At 71.7% G+C, this 20964-nt stretch carries 24 protein-coding genes; 19 read left to right on the top strand and 5 right to left on the bottom strand.

Translation table 11 applies throughout. The features are described 5' to 3' along the window. Positions 1–305: 305 nt before the first annotated feature. From HTZ82_RS21925 to era, 13 genes are all read left to right on the top strand, one after another. Positions 306–1379, top strand: coding sequence for a nitronate monooxygenase (locus HTZ82_RS21925; RefSeq protein ID WP_175411159.1), 1074 nt, complete (start codon positions 306–308; stop codon positions 1377–1379). Next, the gene (locus HTZ82_RS21920; RefSeq protein WP_175411158.1) at positions 1376–2119 is read left to right on the top strand and encodes a 16S rRNA (uracil(1498)-N(3))-methyltransferase; all 744 of its coding nucleotides are present in this window, start codon (positions 1376–1378) and stop codon (positions 2117–2119) included. Before HTZ82_RS21925 ends, HTZ82_RS21920 begins: the two co-directional genes overlap by 4 nt. 327 nt (positions 2120–2446) lie before the next feature. After that, a complete protein-coding gene (locus HTZ82_RS21915) occupies positions 2447–2806 on the top strand; it encodes a histidine triad nucleotide-binding protein (protein ID WP_175411157.1) in 360 nt (119 codons plus the stop codon). Positions 2807–2812: 6 nt separating this feature from the next. Next, on the top strand, positions 2813–3718 hold the full coding sequence (locus tag HTZ82_RS21910) for a ribonuclease Z (RefSeq protein WP_175411156.1): 906 nt from the start codon (positions 2813–2815) through the stop codon (positions 3716–3718). An 11-nt stretch (positions 3719–3729) separates the two neighbouring features. After that, positions 3730–4734: an adenosine deaminase gene (locus HTZ82_RS21905; protein WP_175411155.1), complete on the top strand. Its 1005-nt coding sequence runs from the start codon at positions 3730–3732 to the stop codon at positions 4732–4734. A 142-nt stretch (positions 4735–4876) separates the two neighbouring features. Further along, on the top strand, positions 4877–6004 hold the full coding sequence (locus tag HTZ82_RS21900) for a PfkB family carbohydrate kinase (RefSeq protein ID WP_175411154.1): 1128 nt from the start codon (positions 4877–4879) through the stop codon (positions 6002–6004). Between the two features lie 174 nt (positions 6005–6178). Then, positions 6179–7174: a PhoH family protein gene (locus HTZ82_RS21895; RefSeq protein WP_175411153.1), complete on the top strand. Its 996-nt coding sequence runs from the start codon at positions 6179–6181 to the stop codon at positions 7172–7174. A gap of 13 nt (positions 7175–7187) precedes the next feature. Next, on the top strand, positions 7188–7685 hold the full coding sequence (ybeY, locus tag HTZ82_RS21890; RefSeq protein WP_175411152.1) for an rRNA maturation RNase YbeY: 498 nt from the start codon (positions 7188–7190) through the stop codon (positions 7683–7685). Next, entirely contained in the window at positions 7682–8977 is a 1296-nt protein-coding gene (locus tag HTZ82_RS21885) for a hemolysin family protein (RefSeq protein WP_175411151.1), read from the top strand. The genes ybeY and HTZ82_RS21885 overlap by 4 nt, the downstream gene beginning before the upstream one ends. Next, positions 8974–9330 carry an MmcQ/YjbR family DNA-binding protein gene (locus HTZ82_RS21880; RefSeq protein ID WP_175411150.1) on the top strand — a complete coding sequence of 119 codons (357 nt, stop codon included), beginning with the start codon at positions 8974–8976 and terminating at the stop codon, positions 9328–9330. Before HTZ82_RS21885 ends, HTZ82_RS21880 begins: the two co-directional genes overlap by 4 nt. A gap of 151 nt (positions 9331–9481) precedes the next feature. Then, positions 9482–10123 (top strand): hypothetical protein, encoded by a 642-nt coding sequence (locus tag HTZ82_RS21875; protein ID WP_175411149.1) that lies wholly within the window; start codon positions 9482–9484, stop codon positions 10121–10123. A gap of 60 nt (positions 10124–10183) precedes the next feature. Beyond that, positions 10184–10537, top strand: coding sequence for a cytidine deaminase (locus HTZ82_RS21870; RefSeq protein ID WP_175411148.1), 354 nt, complete (start codon positions 10184–10186; stop codon positions 10535–10537). Positions 10538–10596: 59 nt separating this feature from the next. Further along, the gene (gene era, locus HTZ82_RS21865) at positions 10597–11547 is read left to right on the top strand and encodes a GTPase Era (protein ID WP_375540845.1); all 951 of its coding nucleotides are present in this window, start codon (positions 10597–10599) and stop codon (positions 11545–11547) included. A 19-nt stretch (positions 11548–11566) separates the two neighbouring features. Here the strand turns inward: era and HTZ82_RS21860 are convergent, their stop codons facing one another. Both HTZ82_RS21860 and HTZ82_RS21855 read right to left on the bottom strand, forming a co-directional pair. Further along, on the bottom strand, positions 11567–11833 hold the full coding sequence (locus HTZ82_RS21860) for a protealysin inhibitor emfourin (protein ID WP_175411146.1): 267 nt from the start codon (positions 11831–11833) through the stop codon (positions 11567–11569). Between the two features lie 9 nt (positions 11834–11842). Beyond that, positions 11843–12910 (bottom strand): M4 family metallopeptidase, encoded by a 1068-nt coding sequence (locus HTZ82_RS21855; protein ID WP_175411145.1) that lies wholly within the window; start codon positions 12908–12910, stop codon positions 11843–11845. Between the two features lie 293 nt (positions 12911–13203). Between HTZ82_RS21855 and leuA the strand changes: the two genes are divergently transcribed. Beyond that, a complete protein-coding gene (gene leuA, locus HTZ82_RS21850) occupies positions 13204–14961 on the top strand; it encodes a 2-isopropylmalate synthase (RefSeq protein WP_175411144.1) in 1758 nt (585 codons plus the stop codon). A gap of 180 nt (positions 14962–15141) precedes the next feature. Then, positions 15142–15846 (top strand): TerB family tellurite resistance protein, encoded by a 705-nt coding sequence (locus HTZ82_RS21845; protein ID WP_309235618.1) that lies wholly within the window; start codon positions 15142–15144, stop codon positions 15844–15846. A gap of 46 nt (positions 15847–15892) precedes the next feature. Here the strand turns inward: HTZ82_RS21845 and HTZ82_RS21840 are convergent, their stop codons facing one another. Both HTZ82_RS21840 and HTZ82_RS21835 read right to left on the bottom strand, forming a co-directional pair. After that, positions 15893–17260, bottom strand: a complete 1368-nt coding sequence (locus HTZ82_RS21840; RefSeq protein WP_175411142.1) for an FAD-dependent oxidoreductase — start codon at positions 17258–17260, stop codon at positions 15893–15895. A 120-nt stretch (positions 17261–17380) separates the two neighbouring features. After that, positions 17381–17743, bottom strand: a complete 363-nt coding sequence (locus HTZ82_RS21835) for a DUF1304 domain-containing protein (protein ID WP_175411141.1) — start codon at positions 17741–17743, stop codon at positions 17381–17383. An 85-nt stretch (positions 17744–17828) separates the two neighbouring features. Here HTZ82_RS21835 and recO point away from each other — a divergent pair, with 85 nt between their 5' ends. From recO to HTZ82_RS21815, 4 genes are read left to right on the top strand one after another with little or no spacing between them, the layout of a single operon-like run. Then, entirely contained in the window at positions 17829–18575 is a 747-nt protein-coding gene (gene recO / locus HTZ82_RS21830) for a DNA repair protein RecO (RefSeq protein WP_175411140.1), read from the top strand. 28 nt (positions 18576–18603) lie between these two features. Continuing rightward, positions 18604–19509: an isoprenyl transferase gene (locus HTZ82_RS21825; protein ID WP_175411162.1), complete on the top strand. Its 906-nt coding sequence runs from the start codon at positions 18604–18606 to the stop codon at positions 19507–19509. Positions 19510–19557: 48 nt separating this feature from the next. Further along, positions 19558–20100 (top strand): YcxB family protein, encoded by a 543-nt coding sequence (locus HTZ82_RS21820; RefSeq protein ID WP_175411139.1) that lies wholly within the window; start codon positions 19558–19560, stop codon positions 20098–20100. Continuing rightward, positions 20097–20444 (top strand): hypothetical protein, encoded by a 348-nt coding sequence (locus tag HTZ82_RS21815; protein ID WP_175411138.1) that lies wholly within the window; start codon positions 20097–20099, stop codon positions 20442–20444. Before HTZ82_RS21820 ends, HTZ82_RS21815 begins: the two co-directional genes overlap by 4 nt. 61 nt (positions 20445–20505) lie before the next feature. Here HTZ82_RS21815 and HTZ82_RS21810 read toward each other — a convergent pair whose 3' ends face one another. After that, positions 20506–20928 (bottom strand): transcriptional repressor, encoded by a 423-nt coding sequence (locus tag HTZ82_RS21810; protein ID WP_309235616.1) that lies wholly within the window; start codon positions 20926–20928, stop codon positions 20506–20508. Positions 20929–20964 lie beyond the last annotated feature (36 nt).

Raw genomic sequence — 20964 nt, 5'->3', positions numbered from 1 at the left:
AGTGCGCCGGGGCAGCAGGGGCTGTTCTCGCGGCTGAAGGATGCTTTCAACGGCCGCTGAGCGCGGCGCGCGGGTTCCCCGGCTGTCGGCTGGGGGTCCGGGGGTCGGCCCCCGGGTGAGCGCAGTGCGCCGGGGCAGCAGGGGCTGTTCTCGCGGCTGAAGGATGCTTTCAACGGCCGCTGAGCGGCTCTGAGCGGGCGCTGTGCGGCCGTTGGCGGCCACCGGCGCCCGCAGTCGCTCCTGCGACCGGTTCGGGGCCGCAGCGGGGCTTCGGCGGGGGCGTGGGGGCGTGACACCATGCGTGCATGTCCTCCGCGCTGACCGCTCTGTGCCGTTACCCGATCGTGCAGGCCCCCATGGCGGGCGGCGCCTCCTGCCCGGGCCTGGCCGCGGCCGTGTCCGAGGCGGGCGGGCTGGGCTTCCTGGCCGCCGGGTACAAAACGGCGGACGGCATGTACCAGGAGGTCAAACAGATCCGCGGGCTCACCGCGCGCCCCTTCGGCATCAACCTGTTCATGCCGCAGCCGGGCCTGTCCGACGCGTCGGCCGTCGAGATGTACCGGCACCAGCTGGCCGGTGAGGCGAGCTGGTACGAGACACCGCTCGGCGACGCGGACGCGGGCCGCGACGACGGGTACGAGGCCAAGCTGGCCATCCTCCTGGACGACCCGGTGCCGGTCGTGTCGTTCACGTTCGGCTGCCCCAGCCGCAACACCATCGCCGCGTTCGCCCGGGCCGGTACGGTCACCGTGGTCACCGCCACGAGCCCCGAGGAGGCCGCCGCGGCCGAGCGCGCGGGCGCCCACGCGGTGTGCGTCCAGGGCATAGAGGCCGGCGGCCACCAGGGCACGCACCGCGACGACCCGCAGAACGGCGGGTCCGGCACCGGACTGCTGACGCTGATCGCCCAGGTACGCGAGACGGTGCAGCTCCCGGTGATCGCCGCGGGCGGCCTGATGCGGGGCAGTCAGATAGCGGCCGTCCTCGCGGCGGGTGCCGAGGCCGCGCAGCTCGGCACGGCGTTCCTGGTGTGCCCCGAGTCGGGGGCGCACGACCTGCACAAGCGGGCCATGACGGACCCGCTGTTCAACCGCACCGCGCTCACCCGGGCGTTCTCCGGGCGGCCCGCCCGCGGGCTGGTCAACCGGTTCATGCGGGAGCACGGGCCGTACGCCCCGGCCGCGTACCCCGAGGTGCACCATCTGACGAGCGGCCTGCGCAAGGCCGCGGCCAAGGCGGGCGACCCGCAGGGCATGGCCCTGTGGGCCGGGCAGGGCCACCGGCTGGCCCGGGCCCTGCCCGCGGCGCAGCTCGTCGAAGTCCTCCACTCCGAACTCCGGTCGGCCGTCTCGGCGTCGACCCAGAGAGGTATGTCATGACCGCGCCCGTCTTCGTCACCGACGACCTGACCGCCGCCGCGCCCGGCGCGACGATCACCCTGGACGGCCCCGAGGGCCGGCACGCGGTGTCCGTACGGCGCCTGCGGGCCGGCGAGGACATCGTGCTGACGGACGGCGCGGGCCACGGCGCGTACGGCACGGTCGCCGCCGTCGAGGGGAAGGACCGCCTGGACGTCACCGTCACGGAGGTACGGGCGGAACCCGCGCCCACGCCCCGTATCACCGTCGTCCAGGCGCTGCCCAAGGGCGACAGGGGCGAGCTGGCCGTCGAGACGATGACCGAGACGGGCGTCGACGCGGTCGTGCCGTGGGCGGCGTCCCGGTGCATCACGCAGTGGAAGGGCGACCGCGGCATGAAGGCGCTCGGCAAGTGGCGGGCCACCGCGCGCGAGGCGGGCAAGCAGTCCCGCAGGCTCCGCTTCCCGGACGTCGCGGAGGCCGCCACCACCCAGCAGGTCGCCCAGCTCCTCGCGGGCGCCGACTTCGCGGCCGTCCTCCACGAGGAGGGCGCCGAACCGCTGGCCACCGCGGCGCTGCCCGCGACCGGCGAGATCGTCCTCGTCGTGGGCCCCGAGGGCGGCGTGTCGCCCGACGAACTCGCCACCTTCGCGGAGGCGGGCGCCAAGCCGTACCGCCTCGGCCGCAGCGTCCTCCGCACCTCCACGGCGGGCACAGCCGCCACAGCCCTGCTACTCGCCCGCACGGGCCGCTGGTCCTGACGCGCCCGGGCGACCGTTCTTCTCCACGTCCACCCCCACCGGCGGGCTCCCGCCATACGGCGGGAGGGGACGCGCAGGGGGCGCCCCCGCAGGGATGGCGGTGCTGAAACGCTTCACGGGAACGGGACCCGCACGAGCCATCCCGAGGAGGTGGCCCCGGAGCGGCACCGACCCCCGACGCACGGGACTGCGCGCCGTCCCGGCCAGGAGCACGGTGTGGGCGGCCCGGCCCACACAGGGCACCCACGCATGCGCACGCGGACGGGGCGGCATGCCGGGGATAGGGTTACCGGCGTATCTGTCGTCCGAGCCGAGAGAGGGCCGAGCATGGCCGGAGAGCCGCAGAGCGACTGCCTGTTCTGCAAGATCGTGGTGGGGGAGGTGCCCGCGACGATCGTCCGTGAGACCGACACGACCGTCGCGTTCCGCGACATCAACCCGCAGGCGCCCACCCACGTGCTGGTCATCCCGAAGGCCCACCACCGCGACGCGGCCGCGCTCGCCGCGGCCGACCCCGTGCTCGCCGCCGACGTGCTGCGCGAGGCCGGCGAGGTCGCCGCGCAGGAGAAGACCGACACCACCGGCTACCGCATCATCTTCAACACCGGCACCGGCGCGGGCCAGACCGTGTTCCACGCCCACGCGCACGTCCTGGGCGGCCGCGGCTTCGAGTGGCCCCCCGGATAGAGCGCCGTGTCCGTCCGTGAACTGGTCGTGCTGGGCACCGCGAGCCAGGTGCCCACACGCCACCGCAACCACAACGGCTACCTGCTGCTCTGGGACGGCGAGGGCCTCCTCTTCGACCCCGGCGAGGGCACCCAGCGCCAGATGCTGCGGGCCGGCGTCGCCGCGCACGACATCCACCGGATCTGCGTCACGCACTTCCACGGCGACCACTCCCTCGGCGTCGCCGGCGTGATCCAGCGCATCAACCTCGACCAGGTCCCGCACCCGGTCACCGCGCACTACCCGGCCAGCGGCGGACGCTTCTTCAAGCGGCTGCGGTACGCCACGGCCTACCGCGAGCGCGCCGAGATCGTCGAGGTCCCGGTCGACACCGACGGCGTCATCGCCGCCACGCGCGCGTACACCCTCGAAGCGCGCCGCCTCTCGCACCCCGTCGAGTCGTTCGGCTACCGGCTGACCGAGCCCGACGGCCGCCGCATGCTGCCCGAGAAGCTCGCCGCGCACGGCATCAAGGGCCCCGACGTGGGCCTCCTCCAGCGCACGGGCGAACTGCGCGGGGTGCGCCTCGACGACGTCAGCGAGCTACGGCGCGGTCAGCGCTTCGCGTTCGTCATGGACACCCGCCTGTGCGACGGCGTCCACACCCTCGCGGAGGGCTGCGACCTGCTCGTCATCGAGTCGACGTTCCTCGACCAGGACGAGTCCCTCGCCGTGGAGCACGGGCACCTGACGGCAGGTCAGGCGGCGGGCGTGGCCCGGGACGCGGGCGTGCGCCACCTCGTCCTCACCCACTTCTCGCAGCGCTACCACGACCCCGCCGTCTTCGAACAGCAGGCCCGCGACGCCGGTTTCACCGGCGAACTCACCATCGCCCGGGACCTCGTCCGCGTCCCCCTCCCCAAGCGCCCGTAGGGACAACCCCCATGAACCTCCCCGAGGACCTCCCCAAGGCCGAACTGCACCTCCACATCGAAGGCACCCTCGAACCCGAACTCGCCTTCGCGCTCGCCGCCCGCAACGGCGTCACCCTGCCCTACGCGGACACCGACGAACTGCGCAGGGCCTACCTGTTCAGCGACCTCCAGTCCTTCCTGGACGTGTACTACGCGCTGACGGCGGTCCTGCGCACCGAGGACGACTTCGCGGAGCTGGCGGACGCCTATCTGGCGCGCGCCGCCGCCCAGGGCGTCCGGCACGCCGAGATCTTCTTCGACCCGCAGGCGCACACCGCACGCGGCGTCCCCCTCGGCACCGTCGTCGAGGGACTCGGCCGCGCACTGGACCGCAGCGAGGAGCGGCACGGCGTCTCCACACGCCTGATCATGTGCTTCCTGCGCGACCAGCCCGCCGACGCGGCCATGGAGACCCTCGACGCGGCCAAGCCGTACCTGCACCGCATCGCCGGCGTCGGACTGGACTCGGCCGAGGCCGGCCACCCGCCGTCGAAGTTCCGCGAGGTGTACGAGGCGGCAGCGGCGCTCGGTCTGCGCAAGGTCGCGCACGCGGGCGAGGAGGGCCCGCCCGCCTACATCCGCGAGGCCCTCGACGTCCTGGGCGTCGAGCGCGTCGACCACGGGCTGCGCGCCATGGAGGACCCGGACCTCGTCGACCGCCTGGTGCGGGACCGCGTCCCGCTGACGCTGTGCCCGCTGTCCAACGTCCGCCTCCGCGCCGTCGACGTCCTGGAGGACCACCCGCTGAAGGCGATGCTGGACGCCGGGCTGCTGGCCACCGTCAACTCCGACGACCCCGCGTACTTCGGCGGTTACGTGGGCGACACCTTCCACGCGGTCCGCGAGGCCCTCGCCCTGACCGAGGACGACCTGCGCACCCTCGCCCGCAACTCCTTCCAGGCGGCCTTCCTGGACGACGACGAGCCCCGCCGCGCCCGCTACCTCGCCGAGGTGGACGCCTACACCTTCGGATGAACGGCCCACGGCGCCCCTGAGCGTGCGGGCCCCCTGAGCGTGCGGGCCCCCTGATCGTGCGGCGCCTCGCTGATCGTGGGGCGGCGGCGGGGCGCATCCGGCAGACTGTCGGGATCCGCACCGTGCGACCGGGGAGCTCGCCGTGACCTCATCCTTCACTCCCGGAGGAGACCAGCCGAAGCGCCAGCACACCGCGGGCGTCGACCCGTTGGGCACGCTCCGCACACCCGCGGACCCCGAGTGCGACGTGTTCCTGACCGGCACCGTGTTCCTCGACATCATCTTCACGGGCCTCGACAGCGCCCCCGTTCGCGGTACGGAGACCTGGGCGCGCGGCATGGGCTCCAGCCCCGGCGGCGTCGCCAACATGGCGACCGCCCTCGCCCGGCTCGGGCTGCGGACGTCGCTCTCCGCCGCGTTCGGCGACGACCACTACGGCGAGTACTGCTGGGACGCGCTCCACCAGGGCGAGGGCATCGACCTGTCCCGGTCGCGTACCGTGCCCGGCTGGCACTCGCCGGTGACCGTGTCCATGGCGTACGACGGGGAGCGCACCATGGTGTCGCACGGCCACGAGGCCCCGCCTCCGGAGGGCGCCCTGCCCGCCTGCCCGCCACGCGCGCGTGCCGCCGTCGCCTCCCTCGTACCGGGCCGCCCGGAGGAGTGGGTGGCGCACGCCGCACGCCAGTCCACGCGGATCTTCGCGGACGTCGGCTGGGACGAGACCGGCCGCTGGGACCTCGCCGCGCTGGCCGGCCTGGAGCACTGCGAGGCGTTCCTGCCGAACGCCCAGGAGGCCATGCGCTACACCCGCACCGACTGCCCCCGCGCCGCCGCCCGCGCCCTCGCCGACCACGTACCGCTCGCGGTCGTCACGCTCGGCGCCGAAGGCGCGTACGCCGTGGACGGCCGCACCGGCGAGACCGCCGAGGTCCCCGCCATCGCCGTCGCCGCCCTCGACCCCACGGGCGCCGGGGACGTGTTCGTGGCCGGGTTCCTCACCGGCACCCTCGCGGGCTGGCCGCTCGCCGACCGGCTGGCCTTCGCCGGGCTGACCGCGGCGCTCTCCGTGCAGGAGTTCGGCGGCTCCCTGTCCGCGCCCGGCTGGGTCGAGGTGGCCGCCTGGTGGCAGTACGTGCAGAGCTGCTCGGGCCAGGATCCCGCCGCCCTGCGCCGGTACGCCTTCCTGGACGCCCTGCTGCCCGCGCCGACCCGGCCGTGGCCGCTGCGGCGCGCCGTACCGACGATCGGCTTCCGCCGCTCCGCCTGACGCCGACCCGGCGGTACGACCGGTACGACCGGTACGACGCCCGGCGGGCCGCAGCCGGGCCTGTGGAAAACCCTTCGGGGTTGTCCCCCGTACGCCGTACCCTGGAGAGTCCAGAGGTTGTCGAGCGGCGAGAACCCTGCAACAGGAGGTATGCGCAGGCCAGAGAGCCGGCCCATGACTCAGACACCCACAGACCAGGTACGAGCCCACTTCACCGTACCCGCCAAGCATCCGATGGTGACCGTGCTCGGCTCGGGTGACGCCCTGCTGCGTGTGATCGAGCGGGCTTTCCCCGGCGCCGACATCCATGTCCGCGGCAACGAGATCAGCGCCGTCGGCGACGCCACGGAAGTCGCCCTGATCCAGCGCCTGTTCGACGAGATGATGCTGGTGCTGCGGACCGGACAGCCCATGACGGAGGACGCGGTGGAACGCTCGATCGCCATGCTCAAGGAAGAGACCGGGGGAGCCGCGGTCGAGACCCCGTCGGAGGTGCTCACCCAGAACATCCTCTCCAGCCGGGGGCGCACCATCCGCCCCAAGACGCTCAACCAGAAGCGGTACGTCGACGCGATCGACAAGCACACGATCGTCTTCGGCATCGGCCCCGCCGGTACCGGCAAGACGTATCTGGCCATGGCCAAGGCGGTCCAGGCCCTGCAGTCCAAGCAGGTCAACCGGATCATCCTGACCCGGCCGGCCGTCGAGGCGGGCGAGCGGCTCGGCTTCCTGCCCGGCACGCTCTACGAGAAGATCGACCCGTATCTGCGGCCGCTGTACGACGCGTTGCACGACATGCTCGACCCCGACTCGATCCCGCGCCTGATGGCGGCGGGCACGATCGAGGTCGCGCCCCTGGCGTACATGCGGGGCCGGACGCTCAACGACGCGTTCATCATCCTCGACGAGGCGCAGAACACGAACCCCGAGCAGATGAAGATGTTCCTCACCCGGCTCGGCTTCGACTCGAAGATCGTCATCACCGGTGACGTGACCCAGGTCGACCTTCCGGGCGGCACCAAGAGCGGTCTGCGTCAGGTGCAGGAGATCCTGGACGGCGTCCCGGACGTCCACTTCTCCCGCCTCACGTCGCACGACGTCGTACGGCACAAGCTGGTCGGCCGTATTGTCGACGCGTACGAGCAGTACGACACCCGGAACGGGAAGTAGACCAGAGAGCACCATGTCGATCGACGTCAACAACGAGTCCGGCACCGAGGTCGACGAGCAGGCGATCCTCGACGTCGCCCGCTACGCGCTCACCCGCATGCGCATCCACCCGCTCTCCGAACTCTCGGTGATCGTGGTGGACGCGGAGGCGATGGAGCAGCTGCACATCCAGTGGATGGACCTGCCGGGCCCGACGGATGTCATGTCCTTCCCGATGGACGAACTGCGCCCGCCGGCCAAGGACGACGAGGAGCCCCCGCAGGGGCTCCTCGGTGACATCGTGCTCTGCCCCGAGGTCGCCGAGAGGCAGGGCCGCGAGGCCCCGACGCAGCACTCCATGGACGAGGAGCTCCAGCTCCTCACCGTCCACGGAGTGCTGCACCTCCTCGGCTACGACCACGAGGAGCCCGACGAGAAGGCCGAGATGTTCGGACTCCAGGCGGCGATCGTCGACGGCTGGCGCGCGGAGAAGGGCCTCACCGGACCGTCTCCGGCGCCGACCGTGTCATGACCGCCCAGATCGTCGTCGGCGCGGTCGCGCTGGTCGTGATCGCGTGGCTCGCCGCGTGCGCCGAGGCGGGCATGGCGCGGGTCTCCAGCTTCCGCGCCGCCGAAGCCGTACGGTCGGGCCGGCGCGGCGCCGCCAAGCTGGCCCAGGTCGCGTCGGACCCGACGCGTTATCTGAACGTGGCGCTGCTGGTCCGCGTCGCCTGCGAGATGGCCGCCGCGGCCCTCGTCACGTACGTCTGCCTGGAGCAGTTCGACGAGACGTGGAGCGCCCTGGTCGTCGCGATCGGCGTGATGGTGCTCGTGTCGTACGTCGCCGTCGGTGTCTCGCCGCGCACCATCGGCCGCCAGCACCCGCTGAACACGGCCACGGCCGCGGCGTACGTGCTGCTGCCGCTGGCCCGCGTCATGGGCCCGGTGCCGCAGCTCCTCATCCTCATCGGCAACGCGCTCACCCCCGGCAAGGGCTTCCGCAAGGGCCCGTTCGCCTCCGAGGCCGAGCTGCGCGCCATGGTCGACCTGGCCGAGCAGGAGTCGCTCATCGAGGACGAGGAGCGCCGTATGGTGCACTCGGTGTTCGAGCTGGGCGACACCCTGGTCCGCGAGGTGATGGTGCCGCGCACGGACCTGGTGTCCATCGAGCGGTACAAGACCGTCCGGCAGGCGCTGACGCTGGCCCTGCGCTCCGGTTTCTCACGCATCCCGGTCACCGGTGACAACGAGGACGACGTGGTCGGGATCGTGTACCTCAAGGACCTGGTCCGCAAGACGCACATCAACCGCGACGCCGAGACCGACCTGGTCTCCACGGCCATGCGCGCCGCGACGTTCGTGCCCGACACCAAGAACGCCGGCGACCTGCTGCGCGAGATGCAGCAGGAGCGCAACCACTGCGCGGTCGTCATCGACGAGTACGGCGGCACGGCCGGCATCGTCACCATCGAGGACATCCTGGAGGAGATCGTCGGTGAGATCACCGACGAGTACGACCGGGAACTCCCGCCCGTGGAGGAGCTGGGCGACGGCCGCTACCGCGTGACGGCCCGCCTCGACATCGGCGACCTGGGGGAGCTGTTCGGCCTCGACGCGTACGACGACGAGGACGTCGAGACGGTCGGCGGCCTCCTCGCCAAGGCCCTCGGGCGCGTCCCGATCGCCGGGGCGACCGCCGTGGTCGACCTGCCCGACGGGCGGGCACTGCGGCTGACCGCCGAGTCACCGGCCGGGCGCCGCAACAAGATCGTGACGGTGCTCGCGGAGCCCGTACCGCCGAAGGAGGAGGACGAGGCGGCGTGACCCCGGACGAGCTGAGGGTGTTCTGCCTGGACTTCAACGCGGCGGTGGAGGACTTCCCGTTCGGCCCGGAGACCTCCGTCTTCAAGGTCGCCGGGAAGATGTTCGCGCTCAGCGCGCTCGACGGCCGGCCCCTCACCGTGAACCTCAAGTGCGAGCCGGAGAACGCGCTGCGGCTCCGCGCCGAGCACCCGGAACTGATCGTGCCGGGCTGGCACATGAACAAGCGTCACTGGAACACGGTCAGGGCCGACGCACTCCCCGCGGGCCTGGTCCGCGAGCTCGTCGAGGACTCCTACGACCTGGTGGTCGCCGGGCTGCAGCGCGCGCAGCGGCTGCGCCTCGACAAAGCCTGAGGCGGTTGTCGGTGGTGCCGGGTAGTCTCGGCGCGACCACAAGGCGGGGAGGGGGGAACGTACTCCCCACGATCACCAGTGAAGTTGGGGAGTTCTTTTTCTTCATGCGTACGCACATACGCGCGGCGCGGCCGTCGCGCTCACCCTGTCCGTGCTCACGCTGACCGCCGCGTGCGGCGGCTCGTCCGACTCCGGCAAGGGCGGTGACGCCGCCGGCGCGAAGGCGCTGACGGCCGAGCAGATGAAGGCCGGTCTCCTGGAGGCATCGGAGCTTCCGGCGGGCTGGACGGAGGACGCGGCGGCCGGCGCCGGTGACAAGTACAAGGCCGAGAAGGCCGAGTGCCAGCCGCTCGCCGCGCTGATGGGCGACGAGATCGAGGGTGCGACGGCGGGCGCGAACCGCGAGTTCAGCCGGGCGTCCGACAGCGGCATCTTCGCCCAGCAGATCTACACCTACAAGGACACCGCTGCCGCCACCGGCTTCGTGAAGGGCGTCGCGGACGCCGTCGCGTCCTGCGCCACGTTCACCGTGGGGGAGGGTGACGAGAAGATGGAGATCAAGGCCGAGAAGCTGGAGACGGCGAAGGTCGGCGAGGAGTCGGCCGCCGTACGGCTGATCACGAACATCCCCCAGCTCGGCATGAAGATCGAGTCGGACGTCCTCGTCGCCCGCCAGGGCGCCGGCCTGACCCGCGTCGCGTACGCCCCGATGGGTGCCAAGCCGGACCACGCCTCCTTCGACGACCTGGCCAAGCGCGCCGGCGAGAAGTTCGTCAAGGGCGCCACGAGCTGACGCTCACGGCGTTCGAGGGGCGGCCGGGGTGAACCCGGCCGCCCTGCCTATGCTCGGGGCATGACACAGAGCACCGACCTGGACCCCGAGGACCGCAAGATCGTCACCCTGGCGCGCAGCGCCCGCGCCCGCAACGGCGTACCCGAGGGCGCGGCCGTACGGGACGAGACCGGGCGCACGTACGTCGCCGGGACCGTCGCCCTGGAGTCGCTGAAGCTCAGCGCCCTGCAGACCGCCGTGGCGATGGCCGTGGCCAGCGGCGCGAAGTCCCTGGAGGCGGCGGCCGTGGTCTCGGAGGCGGACGCCGTGTCCGACGCCGACCGCGCCGCCGTCCGCGACCTCGGCGGCCCGGAGACGCCGGTGCTGCTGGCCGGGCCCGACGCCGTCGTACGCGCCACGGTGACGGCGGGCTGACGGCCCGCCCGGCCGCCGCCCCACGCCGTGGTGCGTGGGGCGCGGCGGCATCAGGGACAATGGCCCTCATGAGCGTTCGCAACCCTGAATCCGAAGCGACCCACCGGTCGGGCTTCGCCTGCTTCGTCGGCCGGCCCAACGCGGGCAAGTCCACCCTCACGAACGCTCTGGTCGGACAGAAGGTGGCCATCACCTCCAACCGTCCCCAGACCACGCGTCACACCGTGCGCGGCATCGTGCACCGGCCGGACGCGCAGCTCGTGCTCGTCGACACCCCGGGGCTGCACAAGCCGCGCACCCTGCTCGGCGAGCGGCTCAACGACGTCGTCCGCACCACCTGGGCGGAGGTCGACGTGATCGGCTTCTGTCTGCCCGCCGACCAGAAGGTGGGGCCCGGCGACCGGTTCATCGCCAAGGAGCTCGCCGGGATCAAGAAGACGCCGAAGGTGGCCATCGTCACCAAGACGGACCTCGTCGACTCCAAGACCCTCGCCGAGCAGCTCATCGCCATCGACCGGCTCGGCGAGGAGCTGGGCATCGAGTGGGCCGAGATCGTGCCGGTGTCGGCCGTGGGGGACAAGCAGGTCCAGCTCGTCGCGGACCTGCTGGTCCCGCTGCTGCCCGAGGGCCCGCCGCTCTACCCGGAGGGCGACCTGACGGACGAGCCGGAGCAGGTCATGGTCGCCGAGCTGATCCGCGAGGCCGCGCTGGAAGGCGTACGGGACGAGTTGCCGCACTCGATCGCCGTCGTCGTCGAGGAGATGCTGCCCCGCGAGGACCGCCCCGCCGACCGCCCGCTGCTGGACATCCACGCCAACGTCTACATCGAGCGCCCCAGCCAGAAGGGCATCATCATCGGCCCCAAGGGCAAGCGCCTGAAGGAGGTCGGCATCAAGTCCCGCAAACACATCGAGGCACTCCTCGGCACACCGGTCTTCTTGGACCTCCACGTCAAGGTCGCGAAGGACTGGCAGCGGGATCCGAAGCAGTTGCGGAAGCTGGGGTTCTGAGGGTCCGCGCTGAGCGGGCTCACGCGCCTTCCTTCAGGACGCGGGTGATCAGGGTGCGCTGGGCCTCGCTCAGGCGGGGGTCCGCGCAGTACACCGTGCGGCCGTCGACCGTGATCGTGTAGCTGAAGCCGTCCGGGACGCCCATGGGCGGGGCCGGGCGGCCGTCCGCGAGGGCCGCCTCGGCCAGCGCGTGCCACGCGCCCGCGTCGGCCCGGCCCGCCGTGTCCACCACCGCCCGCCGCTCGATTCCCGCGAAGCCGCCCGTGCGCCGTACCTCGATCCGCATGGCCACCGCCTACCCCCTGGTGGGCACGCCCACCGTCGACCAGGCCTTCACCACCGCCTCGTCCTCGGCGCCGCCCTCCCCGTACCGCTCGCGCGCCGCCGCGACCGTCAGCCGGGCGAAGGCCGCGAAGTCCGCCGTCTCCTTGAGCTTGCCGCCCGTCAGCACGTCGTACCAGATCTGGCCCGCCCGCTCCCAGGCATAGCCGCCGAGGGCGGTCGCCAGCAGGTAGAAGGCGTGGTTCGGGATGCCCGAGTTGATGTGCACGCCGCCGTTGTCGCGGCCCGTCTCGACGTAGTCGGCCATCGTCGCGGGCTGCGGGTCCTTGCCGAGCAGATCGTCGTCGTACGCCGTCCCCGGGGCCTTCATCGACCGCAGCGCCACGCCCTCCACGCGCTCCGCGAGCAGGCCCGCGCCGATCAGCCAGTCGGCCTCCCCGGCGGTCTGCCGGAGCGCGTACTGCTTGACCAGCGACCCGATGACGTCCGACACGGACTCGTTCAGCGCGCCCGGCTGGCTGAAGTAGGCGAGGTTCGCGGTGTACTGCGTGACGCCGTGCGCCAGCTCGTGCGCGATCACGTCCACCGGGATGGTGAAGTCCAGGAAGACCTCCCCGTCGCCGTCGCCGAACACCATGCGCTCGCCGTTCCAGAACGCGTTGCCGTAGTCCCGGTCGTAGTGGACGGTCGCGTCCAGCGGCAGCCCCGACCCGTCGACGGAGTCCCGCCCGTACACGTCGAGGAGCAGGTCGAAGGTGGCCCCCAGGCCCGCGTACGCGCGGTTGACCGTGGCGTCCTGCGTGGGGTCGTCGCCCTCGCCGCGCACCTTGCGGCCCGGCAGGCGGGTGCCGTGCTCGGCGTCGAAGACCGTACGGCGCGGCATGCCGGTGGCCACCGGCCGGTCGAGCGTACGGACGCCGGTGACCGTGCTCAGCCGGCGGCCGGTGCGGTGCGCGGAGTCGGAGACGAGGGTGCGGCGGGCGGCTTCGGCGATCGCCGGATCGGAGGCCTGCGCCAGCCGGTCGAGGAGATGGGGCGGCACGATCGTGCAGAACACGGGCGGCGTGGGAGACGAAGTCATGCTTCGCAATGTGGCATTGCGTCACCGCACTGTCACTCCCTGCGGCCAGAATTGACGAAAAGGAGTGATAGGTCACTGTTTGGGTGTTACTCACCAGGAATCCCGCATACTGAAACGGCACCCCCGCCCCCGGCGACACTCGGCTACGCTGCTGCACATCATGCGTTTCGGGCTGCTTCTTCTTAGCTGCCGCGGCGAGGGCCTGTAGTCGTAGGCCGACCCCCTCCCCGCGGAGTCTGGTGCTGCTTCGAACAGTCGGCCGTCCCCTAGTCGGACCCGAGGAGCCCTACGCAATGTCCCAGCCCGTTGGCCGTCGCACGCCCGTCACCAACACGACGCACACGCAGAAGCCGTCCGGCATGCCGATCCACAAGTACCGCGGCTACGAGCAGGTCGACCTGGCCGGCCGCACCTGGCCGGACCGGCGGATCACCAAGGCGCCCCGCTGGCTCTCGACCGACCTGCGCGACGGCAACCAGGCGCTGATCGACCCCATGTCGCCCGCCCGCAAGCGCGAGATGTTCGACCTGCTGGTGCGCATGGGCTACAAGGAGATCGAGGTCGGCTTCCCCTCGTCCGGCGAGACGGACTTCGCGTTCGTCCGTTCGATCATCGAGGACGGCGCGATCCCCGATGACGTGACGATCTCCGTACTGACCCAGGCCCGCGAGGACCTGATCGAGCGGACCGTCGAGTCCCTGCGCGGCGCCCACCGCGCCACGGTGCACCTGTACAACGCGACCGCGCCCGTCTTCCGCCGGGTCGTCTTCCGCGGCTCCAAGGACGACATCAAGCAGATCGCCGTGGACGGCACGCGTCTGGTGATGGAGTACGCCGACAAGATCCTCGGCGACGAGACGGTCTTCGGCTACCAGTACAGCCCCGAGATCTTCACGGACACCGAGCTGGACTTCGCGCTGGAGGTCTGCGAGGGCGTCATGGACGTCTGGCAGCCCGAGGCCGGCCGCGAGATCATCCTCAACCTGCCCGCCACCGTGGAGCGTTCGACGCCGTCCACGCACGCGGACCGCTTCGAGTGGATGTCGCGGAACCTGTCCCGCCGCGAGTTCGTCTGCCTGTCCGTCCACCCGCACAACGACCGCGGTACGGCCGTGGCGGCGGCCGAGCTGGCGATCATGGCCGGCGCCGACCGTATCGAGGGCTGCCTGTTCGGACAGGGCGAGCGCACCGGCAACGTCGACCTGGTCACCCTGGGCATGAACCTGTTCAGCCAGGGCATCGACCCGCAGATCGACTTCTCGCAGATCGACGAGATCCGCCGCACCTCCGAGTACTGCAACCAGATGGAGGTCCACCCGCGCCACCCCTACGCGGGCGACCTGGTCTACACGGCCTTCTCCGGCTCCCACCAGGACGCCATCAAGAAGGGCTTCGACGCCATGGAGGCCGACGCGGCCGCCGCCGGCAAGACCGTCGACGACATCGAGTGGGCCGTCCCGTACCTGCCGATCGACCCCAAGGACGTCGGCCGCTCGTACGAGGCCGTCATCCGCGTCAACTCGCAGTCCGGCAAGGGCGGTATCGCGTACGTCCTGAAGAACGACCACAAGCTGGAACTGCCGCGCCGTATGCAGATCGAGTTCTCGCGGATCATCCAGGCCAAGACCGACGCCGAGGGCGGCGAGGTCACGCCGGGCGAGATCTGGTCGGTCTTCCAGGACGAGTACCTGCCCAACCCGGACAACCCGTGGGGACGCATCCAGCTGCGTTCCGGCCAGACCACGACCGACAAGGACGGTACGGACACCCTGACCGTCGAGGCGGTCGTCGACGGCGCCGACACGGTGCTGACCGGCACCGGCAACGGCCCGATCTCGGCGTTCTTCGACGCCCTGAACACCATCGGCGTCGACGCGCGGCTGCTGGACTACCAGGAGCACACGATGAGCGAGGGCGCGTCCGCGCAGGCCGCCTCGTACATCGAATGCGCCATCGACGGCCGGGTGCTGTGGGGCATCGGCATCGACGCCAACACCACCCGCGCGTCCCTGAAGGCGGTCATCTCCGCGGTCAACCGCTCCGCGCGCTGACCCGGCACCGCACGGCCACCGCACAGGCACCGCACAGTCCTGCGAACCCCGTCCACTCCGTGTGGACGGGGTTCGGCCATGTCCGTGGCGTTCTCATGACGAGGTGCTGACGGCACATCACGGATGTGGCTAACATCACGTGCACGTCGGCAAAGTGGCCGAGGCGTCTGGAGGTGCGACGTGCAGCCAGCACGGGGAACACGCGGATCACATGGCCGAAAACTCCGCATTTGCTCCGTACACACCTCTTGGCACACCGTCGGCGACGGAGAGTTCTTCTGCCCCGGCTGCGGCGGCGACCGCAACTACCGCCGGCGCACCGGCCGCCGCCGCTTCACGGTGCTCGGCGTCCCGCTCGTGCCCCGCGGCGCCGTCGGCCCCGTCGTCGAATGCGCCGCCTGCCACGACCGCTTCGGCCTCGACGCCCTCGACCGCCCCACCACGGCCCGGTTCTCCGCGATGCTCCGCGACGCCGTGCACACCGTCGCCCTCGCCGTGCTCGCCGCCGGCGGCACCTCGTCGCCCACCGTCGTACGGACCGCCGTCTCCGCCGTCCGCGCCGCCGGGTACGAGGACTGCACCGCCGACGGCCTCACCGCGCTGATCGAGGCGCTCGCCGCCGACACCGGCCGGTTCCTCACCGACACCGAAGGGCCCTGCGGCGCCGCCCTCGCCATCGAACTGCACGAGGCGCTCGAACCGCTCTCCCCGCACCTCGCCCCGACGGGCCGCGAATCGATCCTCCTCCAGGGCGCCCGCATCGCCCTCGCGGACGGCGCGTACATCCCCGCCGAGCGCGAGGTGCTCGCCACCGTCGGCAACGCCCTGGCGCTGCACCCCGACGACACCGCACGGCTCATGGAAACGGCCCGCGCCCCGTTCTGAACGAACGGGACACGGGCCGGAAACCGTAGCCGAGCGGGGCCGGGCGTCAGACCTCCACGCCGCTCGCCCGCAGCATCTCCTCGCGCTCCACGATCTTCACGCGCTCACGGCCTTCCGCCTCGCCGCGCGCCCGCTCGGCCGCGTCCAGCCTGTACCAGCCGTCCCACGTCGTGTACGCGACGCCCCTGCCGTCCAGGAACTCCACGACCGCGTCCTCACCCGGCGCGTCCGGCGTGTGCAGCCGGCCCTCGCGGTGGTCCTCCAGGAGGTTCGCGACGGTCTCGTTGGCGTCGCCCTTGGTGTGGCCGATCAGACCGATCGGGCCGCGCCGGATCCAGCCCGTCACATACGTCGACGGGACGTGCTCGCCGCCCTGCACCACACGGCCGCCCTCGTCCGGGACGGTGCCGGAGTCCGCGTCCCACGGCAGCTTCGGCAGCTCCTCGGAGAGGTAGCCGACCGCGCGGTAGACCGCCTGGACGTCCCAGGTGGTGAACTCGCCGGTGCCCTTCACATTGCCGGAGCCGTCCAGCTCGGTGCGCTCGGTGCGCAGCCCCACGACCCTGCCGTCCTCGCCGACGATCTCGGCGGGCGACTCGAAGAAGTGCAGGAACAGCTTGTGCGGCCGGTCGCCGACATCGCGGATCGCCCAGTTCTCCAGGGTCTTGGCGACCATGTCGACCTGCTTGTTGGAGCGCCGCGCCTCGATGGAGCCCTGGTCGTAGTCGATGTCCTCGGGGTTGACGATGACCTCGATGCTCGGCGAGTGGTCCAGCTCGCGCAGCTCCATGGGGCTGAACTTCGCCTGGGCCGGGCCGCGGCGCCCGAAGACGTGGATCTCCAGGGCCTTGTTGGCCTTCAGGCCGTCGTAGACGTTCGGCGGGATCTCGGTCGGCAGCAGCTCGTCCGCCGTCTTCGCGAGGATGCGCGCCACGTCCAGGGCCACGTTGCCGACACCGAGCACGGCGACCTTCTCCGCCTCCAGCGGCCAGGTGCGCGGCACCTCGGGGTGCCCGTCGTACCAGGAGACGAAGTCGGCCGCGCCGTACGAGCCGTCCAGCTCGATGCCCGGGATGTTCAGCGCGCGGTCGGCCTCGGCACCGGTCGAGAAGATCACCGCGTCGTAGAAGGCGCGCAGGTCGTCGAGCGTGATGTCGGACGGGTACGAGACATTGCCGAACAGGCGGATCTGCGGCTTGTCCAGGACCTGGTGGAGGGCCGTGACGATGCCCTTGATCCGCGGGTGGTCCGGGGCGACCCCGTACCGGATCAGACCGAACGGCGCCGGCATCCGCTCGAACAGGTCGATGGAGACACCCGGGTCGGTGGCGGCCTCGGACTTCAGCAGGGCGTCGGCGGCGTAGATGCCGGCCGGGCCGGCACCGACGATCGCGACCCGCAGGGGGCGGGGCATGGCAGGTTCCCTTCGAAAGTCAGCACTTCTCGCCTGCCAGACTCACAAGTTCAGGGGCGGAGCAGTACCCGGTTCAGATCTATGACCACATAAGTATGGCTTATGGGCATCCGACGTCTTTCAGTGGGCTGCCACGACGAAACCCAGCGCGACCAGGGCGGGCACGGTCTGTACGAAGACGATCTTCCGGCTCGCCGTCACGGCACCGTACACGCCCGCCACCGCCACGCACACCAGGAAGAACACCCGCGCCTGGAACCCCACGGGGTCCGCCGCGACGGCACCCCACACCAGACCGGCCGCGAGGAAGCCGTTGTACAGGCCCTGGTTGGCGGCCAGCGCCTTCGTCCGCTCGGCGAGCTCGACCGTCGTACCGAACGAGGCCCGCGCCCTGGGCGTGGTCCACAGGAACATCTCCAGGACCAGGATGTAGACGTGGAGCGCGGCGATGAGGAGGACCAGAACGGTCGCGGTGATCGACATGGCGTAAGCATGTCAGCAAGCGTTCTCCCGCAGCGGAAGCCCCTCCCGCACCGGGCGCCCCGTCCCGTACGGGACAATGGAGCCTATGAGCCTGTTCCGTGATGACGGCGTCGTGCTGCGCACCCAGAAGCTGGGCGAGGCAGACCGGATCATCACGTTCCTCACGCGCGGGCACGGGCGGGTGCGCGCCGTCGCGCGCGGGGTGCGGCGGACCAAGTCGAAGTTCGGGGCCAGGCTCGAACCGTTCTCGCACGTGGACGTCCAGTTCTTCGCGCGCGGCAGCGAACTCGTCGGGCGCGGGCTGCCGCTGTGCACGCAGAGCGAGACCATCGCCCCGTACGGCAGCGGCATCGTCAGCGACTACGACCGCTACACCGCGGGCACCGCCATGCTGGAGACCGCCGAGCGGTTCACCGACCACGAGGGCGAACCGGCCGTCCAGCAGTACCTGCTGCTCGTCGGCGGCCTGCGCACCCTCGCGCGCGGCGAGCACGCCCCGCGCCTCGTCCTGGACGCCTTCCTGCTCCGCTCGCTCGCCGTCAACGGCTACGCCCCGTCCTTCGAGGACTGCGCCCGCTGCGGCATCCACGGGCCGAACCGGTTCTTCTCGGTCGCGGCCGGCGGAGTCGTCTGCGGGGACTGCCGCGTCGCGGGCAGCGTCGTACCCTCTGCGGAGGCCGTCGGTCTGCTCAGCGCGCTGCTGACCGGCGACTGGGAGACGGCGGACGCGTGCGAGCCGCGCCACGTCAGGGAGGGGAGCGGACTGGTGTCCGCGTATCTGCACTGGCACCTGGAGCGCGGGCTGCGCTCGCTCCGCTACGTGGAGAAGTAGAGAACTAGGAGAAGTGAGCCGCATGGCCATCGCACGACGCGGAATCCTCGGGCGCTCCAGGCGCGACTACCGGGACCCCGAGCCGCACCCGTCCGGCGCGCGGCCGCCGAAGCTCCCGGGTGAGCTGGTGCCGGGCCACGTGGCGATCGTCATGGACGGCAACGGCCGCTGGGCCAAGGACCGCGGCCTGCCCCGCACGGAGGGCCACAAGGTCGGCGCCGAGCGTGTCCTCGACGTGCTGCAGGGCGCGATCGAGATGGGCGTCGGGAGCATCTCCCTGTACGCCTTCTCCACCGAGAACTGGCGGCGCTCGCCGGACGAGGTGCGCTTCCTGATGAACTTCAACCGGGACTTCATCCGCAAGACCCGCGACCAGCTCGACGCCCTGGGCATTCGGGTGCGCTGGGTGGGCCGGATGCCCAAGCTGTGGAAGTCGGTGGCCCAGGAGCTCCAGATCGCCCAGGAGCAGACCAAGGACAACGACCGGCTCACGCTGTACTTCTGCATGAACTACGGCGGCCGCGCCGAGATCGCGGACGCGGCGCAGGCCCTGGCGGCGGACGTGAAGGCCGGGAAGCTCGACCCGTCGAAGGTCACCGAGAAGACCTTCGCGAAGTACCTGTACTACGCGGACATGCCGGACGTGGACCTGTTCCTGCGGCCGAGCGGTGAGCAGCGCACCTCCAACTACCTGCTGTGGCAGAGCGCGTACGCCGAGATGGTGTTCCAGGACGTGCTGTGGCCCGACTTCGACCGCCGCGACCTGTGGCGTGCCTGCCTGGAGTACGCCCAGCGCGACCGCCGCTTCGGCGGTGCCGTACCCAACGAGCAGCTCCTCGCGATGGAGACGGCGATGAGGGGCCGTCCCGAGGGCTCCGCCGAGGACGTCGCCGAGGACGTCGCCGAGGGCGCCGCCGGGGGCGCGGCCCGCTGACCGACGCCTTACGATCTTGGCCTGTTCCTGTCACAGAGGAGGGGCCCGATGACGGCAGAGGCGCGGGACGTCCGCGAGGCGGTGGAGCTGGTCTACCGGCCCACCGCCCAGGACGCCACCGAGATGCTCACGGCGCGGATGCGCAGGACTCCGTCGGGACGCCGGCTGCGGTGGCTGCTCTGGTCGAGCGGGGTGGCCGGCGCGCTCCTCGCCGTCGTGATGGCCGCCGGCCCCGGCACGGGCAGTCCGGCGCTGGTGGCGGGAGCCGGCGGGCTCAGCGGCGCGGCCTTCGGCCTGCTGTTCCTGTCGCCGCGCCTCCAGGCGCGCCAGGTCCAGCGGCTGGCCGCGACGCACGGCGAGCACCGCGCCGTGGTGGACGACTCGGCGGTGCGGTGGACGACCTACGCGTCGGAGGTCTCCTGCACCTGGCAGGCGCTGCCCCGGTACACGGAGACGCCCCGGCTCTTCGTGCTGTTCTCCGGCGACCGCGTCGGCCTCAACGTGGCCTGCCTGCCCAAGCGGGGGATCAGCGGCCCGGACGGTGCCGACCGGCTCCGTACCCTCCTCGACCGGAACGCGGAACGGGTATGACACCGCGCGGCTGCCTCGGCGCCCTGTTCTTCGCCCCCGCCCTGTGGCTGGCGCTGCTCAGCCTCGGGGGCACCAATGACCTGGACATGCTGGGCATGGACGGGAACAACGGACCGGTGGTCGTCGTCATGTGCGGGCTCGCCGTCGCGCTCGGTCTCGCCGGTTACGCGTCGCTGGGGTGGCGTTCCGTCGTCGGGGCCGCCATGGCGGTGATCCTCTCGGCGGTCGTCTGCCTGAGCCTGTACATCGTCGCGCCGATCCTGCACTGCTGGTCGTACGACACCGTCGCGACGAACGACGACGGCTCGTACTCCTGTCTCAACCGCGACATGAGCATCCACTAGCGCCCCGGCGGGCCGTGCCGCGCCGCCGGGCTCAGCGCCGCCGGGCTCAGCGCCGCCGGGCTCAGTCCTCCGCGGCAGCGGCCGCGCACTCCGCGCAGGTGCCGAAGATCTCGACCGTGTGGGCCACGTTCACGAAGCCGTGTTCCGCCGCGATGGCCTCGGCCCACTCCTCCACCGCCGGGCCCTCCACCTCGACGGCCTTGCCGCAGCCGCGGCACACCAGGTGGTGGTGGTGCTCACCCGTCGAGCAGCGGCGGTACACCGCCTCGCCGTCGCTGGTGCGCAGTACGTCCACCTCGCCCGCGTCCGCGAGCGACTGCAGCGTGCGGTAGACCGTCGTCAGGCCCACCGAGTCGCCGCGGTGCTTGAGCATGTCGTGCAGCTCCTGCGCACTGCGGAACTCGTCCACCTCGTTCAGCGCCGCCGCCACCGCGGCGCGCTGCCGGGTCGACCGGCCGCGTACGCCGGATCCTGCCGTCGCCACAGGTGCCTCCTTGCCCTCGGCCCGCTCAGTCGTACG

Source organism: Streptomyces sp. TRM64462, assembly GCF_013362995.1.
GTDB lineage: Bacteria > Actinomycetota > Actinomycetes > Streptomycetales > Streptomycetaceae > Streptomyces.
Note: the sequence above shows the minus strand (reverse complement) of the source record. Positions and strands in the feature narration are given on the sequence as shown.

Excerpts from the sequence above, each read along its gene's own strand:
- HTZ82_RS21915 (WP_175411157.1), top strand. The coding sequence starts at position 2,447 with ATGGCCGGAGAGCCGCAGAGCGACTGCCTGTTCTGCAAGATCGTGGTG.
- HTZ82_RS21855 (WP_175411145.1), bottom strand. The coding sequence starts at position 12,910 with ATGACTTCGTCTCCCACGCCGCCCGTGTTCTGCACGATCGTGCCGCCC.
- HTZ82_RS21840 (WP_175411142.1), bottom strand. The coding sequence starts at position 17,260 with ATGCCCCGCCCCCTGCGGGTCGCGATCGTCGGTGCCGGCCCGGCCGGC.
- HTZ82_RS21870 (WP_175411148.1), top strand. The coding sequence starts at position 10,184 with ATGACACAGAGCACCGACCTGGACCCCGAGGACCGCAAGATCGTCACC.
- HTZ82_RS21920 (WP_175411158.1), top strand. The coding sequence starts at position 1,376 with ATGACCGCGCCCGTCTTCGTCACCGACGACCTGACCGCCGCCGCGCCC.
- HTZ82_RS21895 (WP_175411153.1), top strand. The coding sequence starts at position 6,179 with ATGACTCAGACACCCACAGACCAGGTACGAGCCCACTTCACCGTACCC.
- HTZ82_RS21860 (WP_175411146.1), bottom strand. The coding sequence starts at position 11,833 with ATGCGGATCGAGGTACGGCGCACGGGCGGCTTCGCGGGAATCGAGCGG.
- HTZ82_RS21925 (WP_175411159.1), top strand. The coding sequence starts at position 306 with ATGTCCTCCGCGCTGACCGCTCTGTGCCGTTACCCGATCGTGCAGGCC.
- HTZ82_RS21835 (WP_175411141.1), bottom strand. The coding sequence starts at position 17,743 with ATGTCGATCACCGCGACCGTTCTGGTCCTCCTCATCGCCGCGCTCCAC.
- recO (WP_175411140.1), top strand. The coding sequence starts at position 17,829 with ATGAGCCTGTTCCGTGATGACGGCGTCGTGCTGCGCACCCAGAAGCTG.
- era (WP_375540845.1), top strand. The coding sequence starts at position 10,597 with ATGGCCCTCATGAGCGTTCGCAACCCTGAATCCGAAGCGACCCACCGG.
- ybeY (WP_175411152.1), top strand. The coding sequence starts at position 7,188 with ATGTCGATCGACGTCAACAACGAGTCCGGCACCGAGGTCGACGAGCAG.
- leuA (WP_175411144.1), top strand. The coding sequence starts at position 13,204 with ATGTCCCAGCCCGTTGGCCGTCGCACGCCCGTCACCAACACGACGCAC.
- HTZ82_RS21820 (WP_175411139.1), top strand. The coding sequence starts at position 19,558 with ATGACGGCAGAGGCGCGGGACGTCCGCGAGGCGGTGGAGCTGGTCTAC.
- HTZ82_RS21885 (WP_175411151.1), top strand. The coding sequence starts at position 7,682 with ATGACCGCCCAGATCGTCGTCGGCGCGGTCGCGCTGGTCGTGATCGCG.
- HTZ82_RS21905 (WP_175411155.1), top strand. The coding sequence starts at position 3,730 with ATGAACCTCCCCGAGGACCTCCCCAAGGCCGAACTGCACCTCCACATC.
- HTZ82_RS21815 (WP_175411138.1), top strand. The coding sequence starts at position 20,097 with ATGACACCGCGCGGCTGCCTCGGCGCCCTGTTCTTCGCCCCCGCCCTG.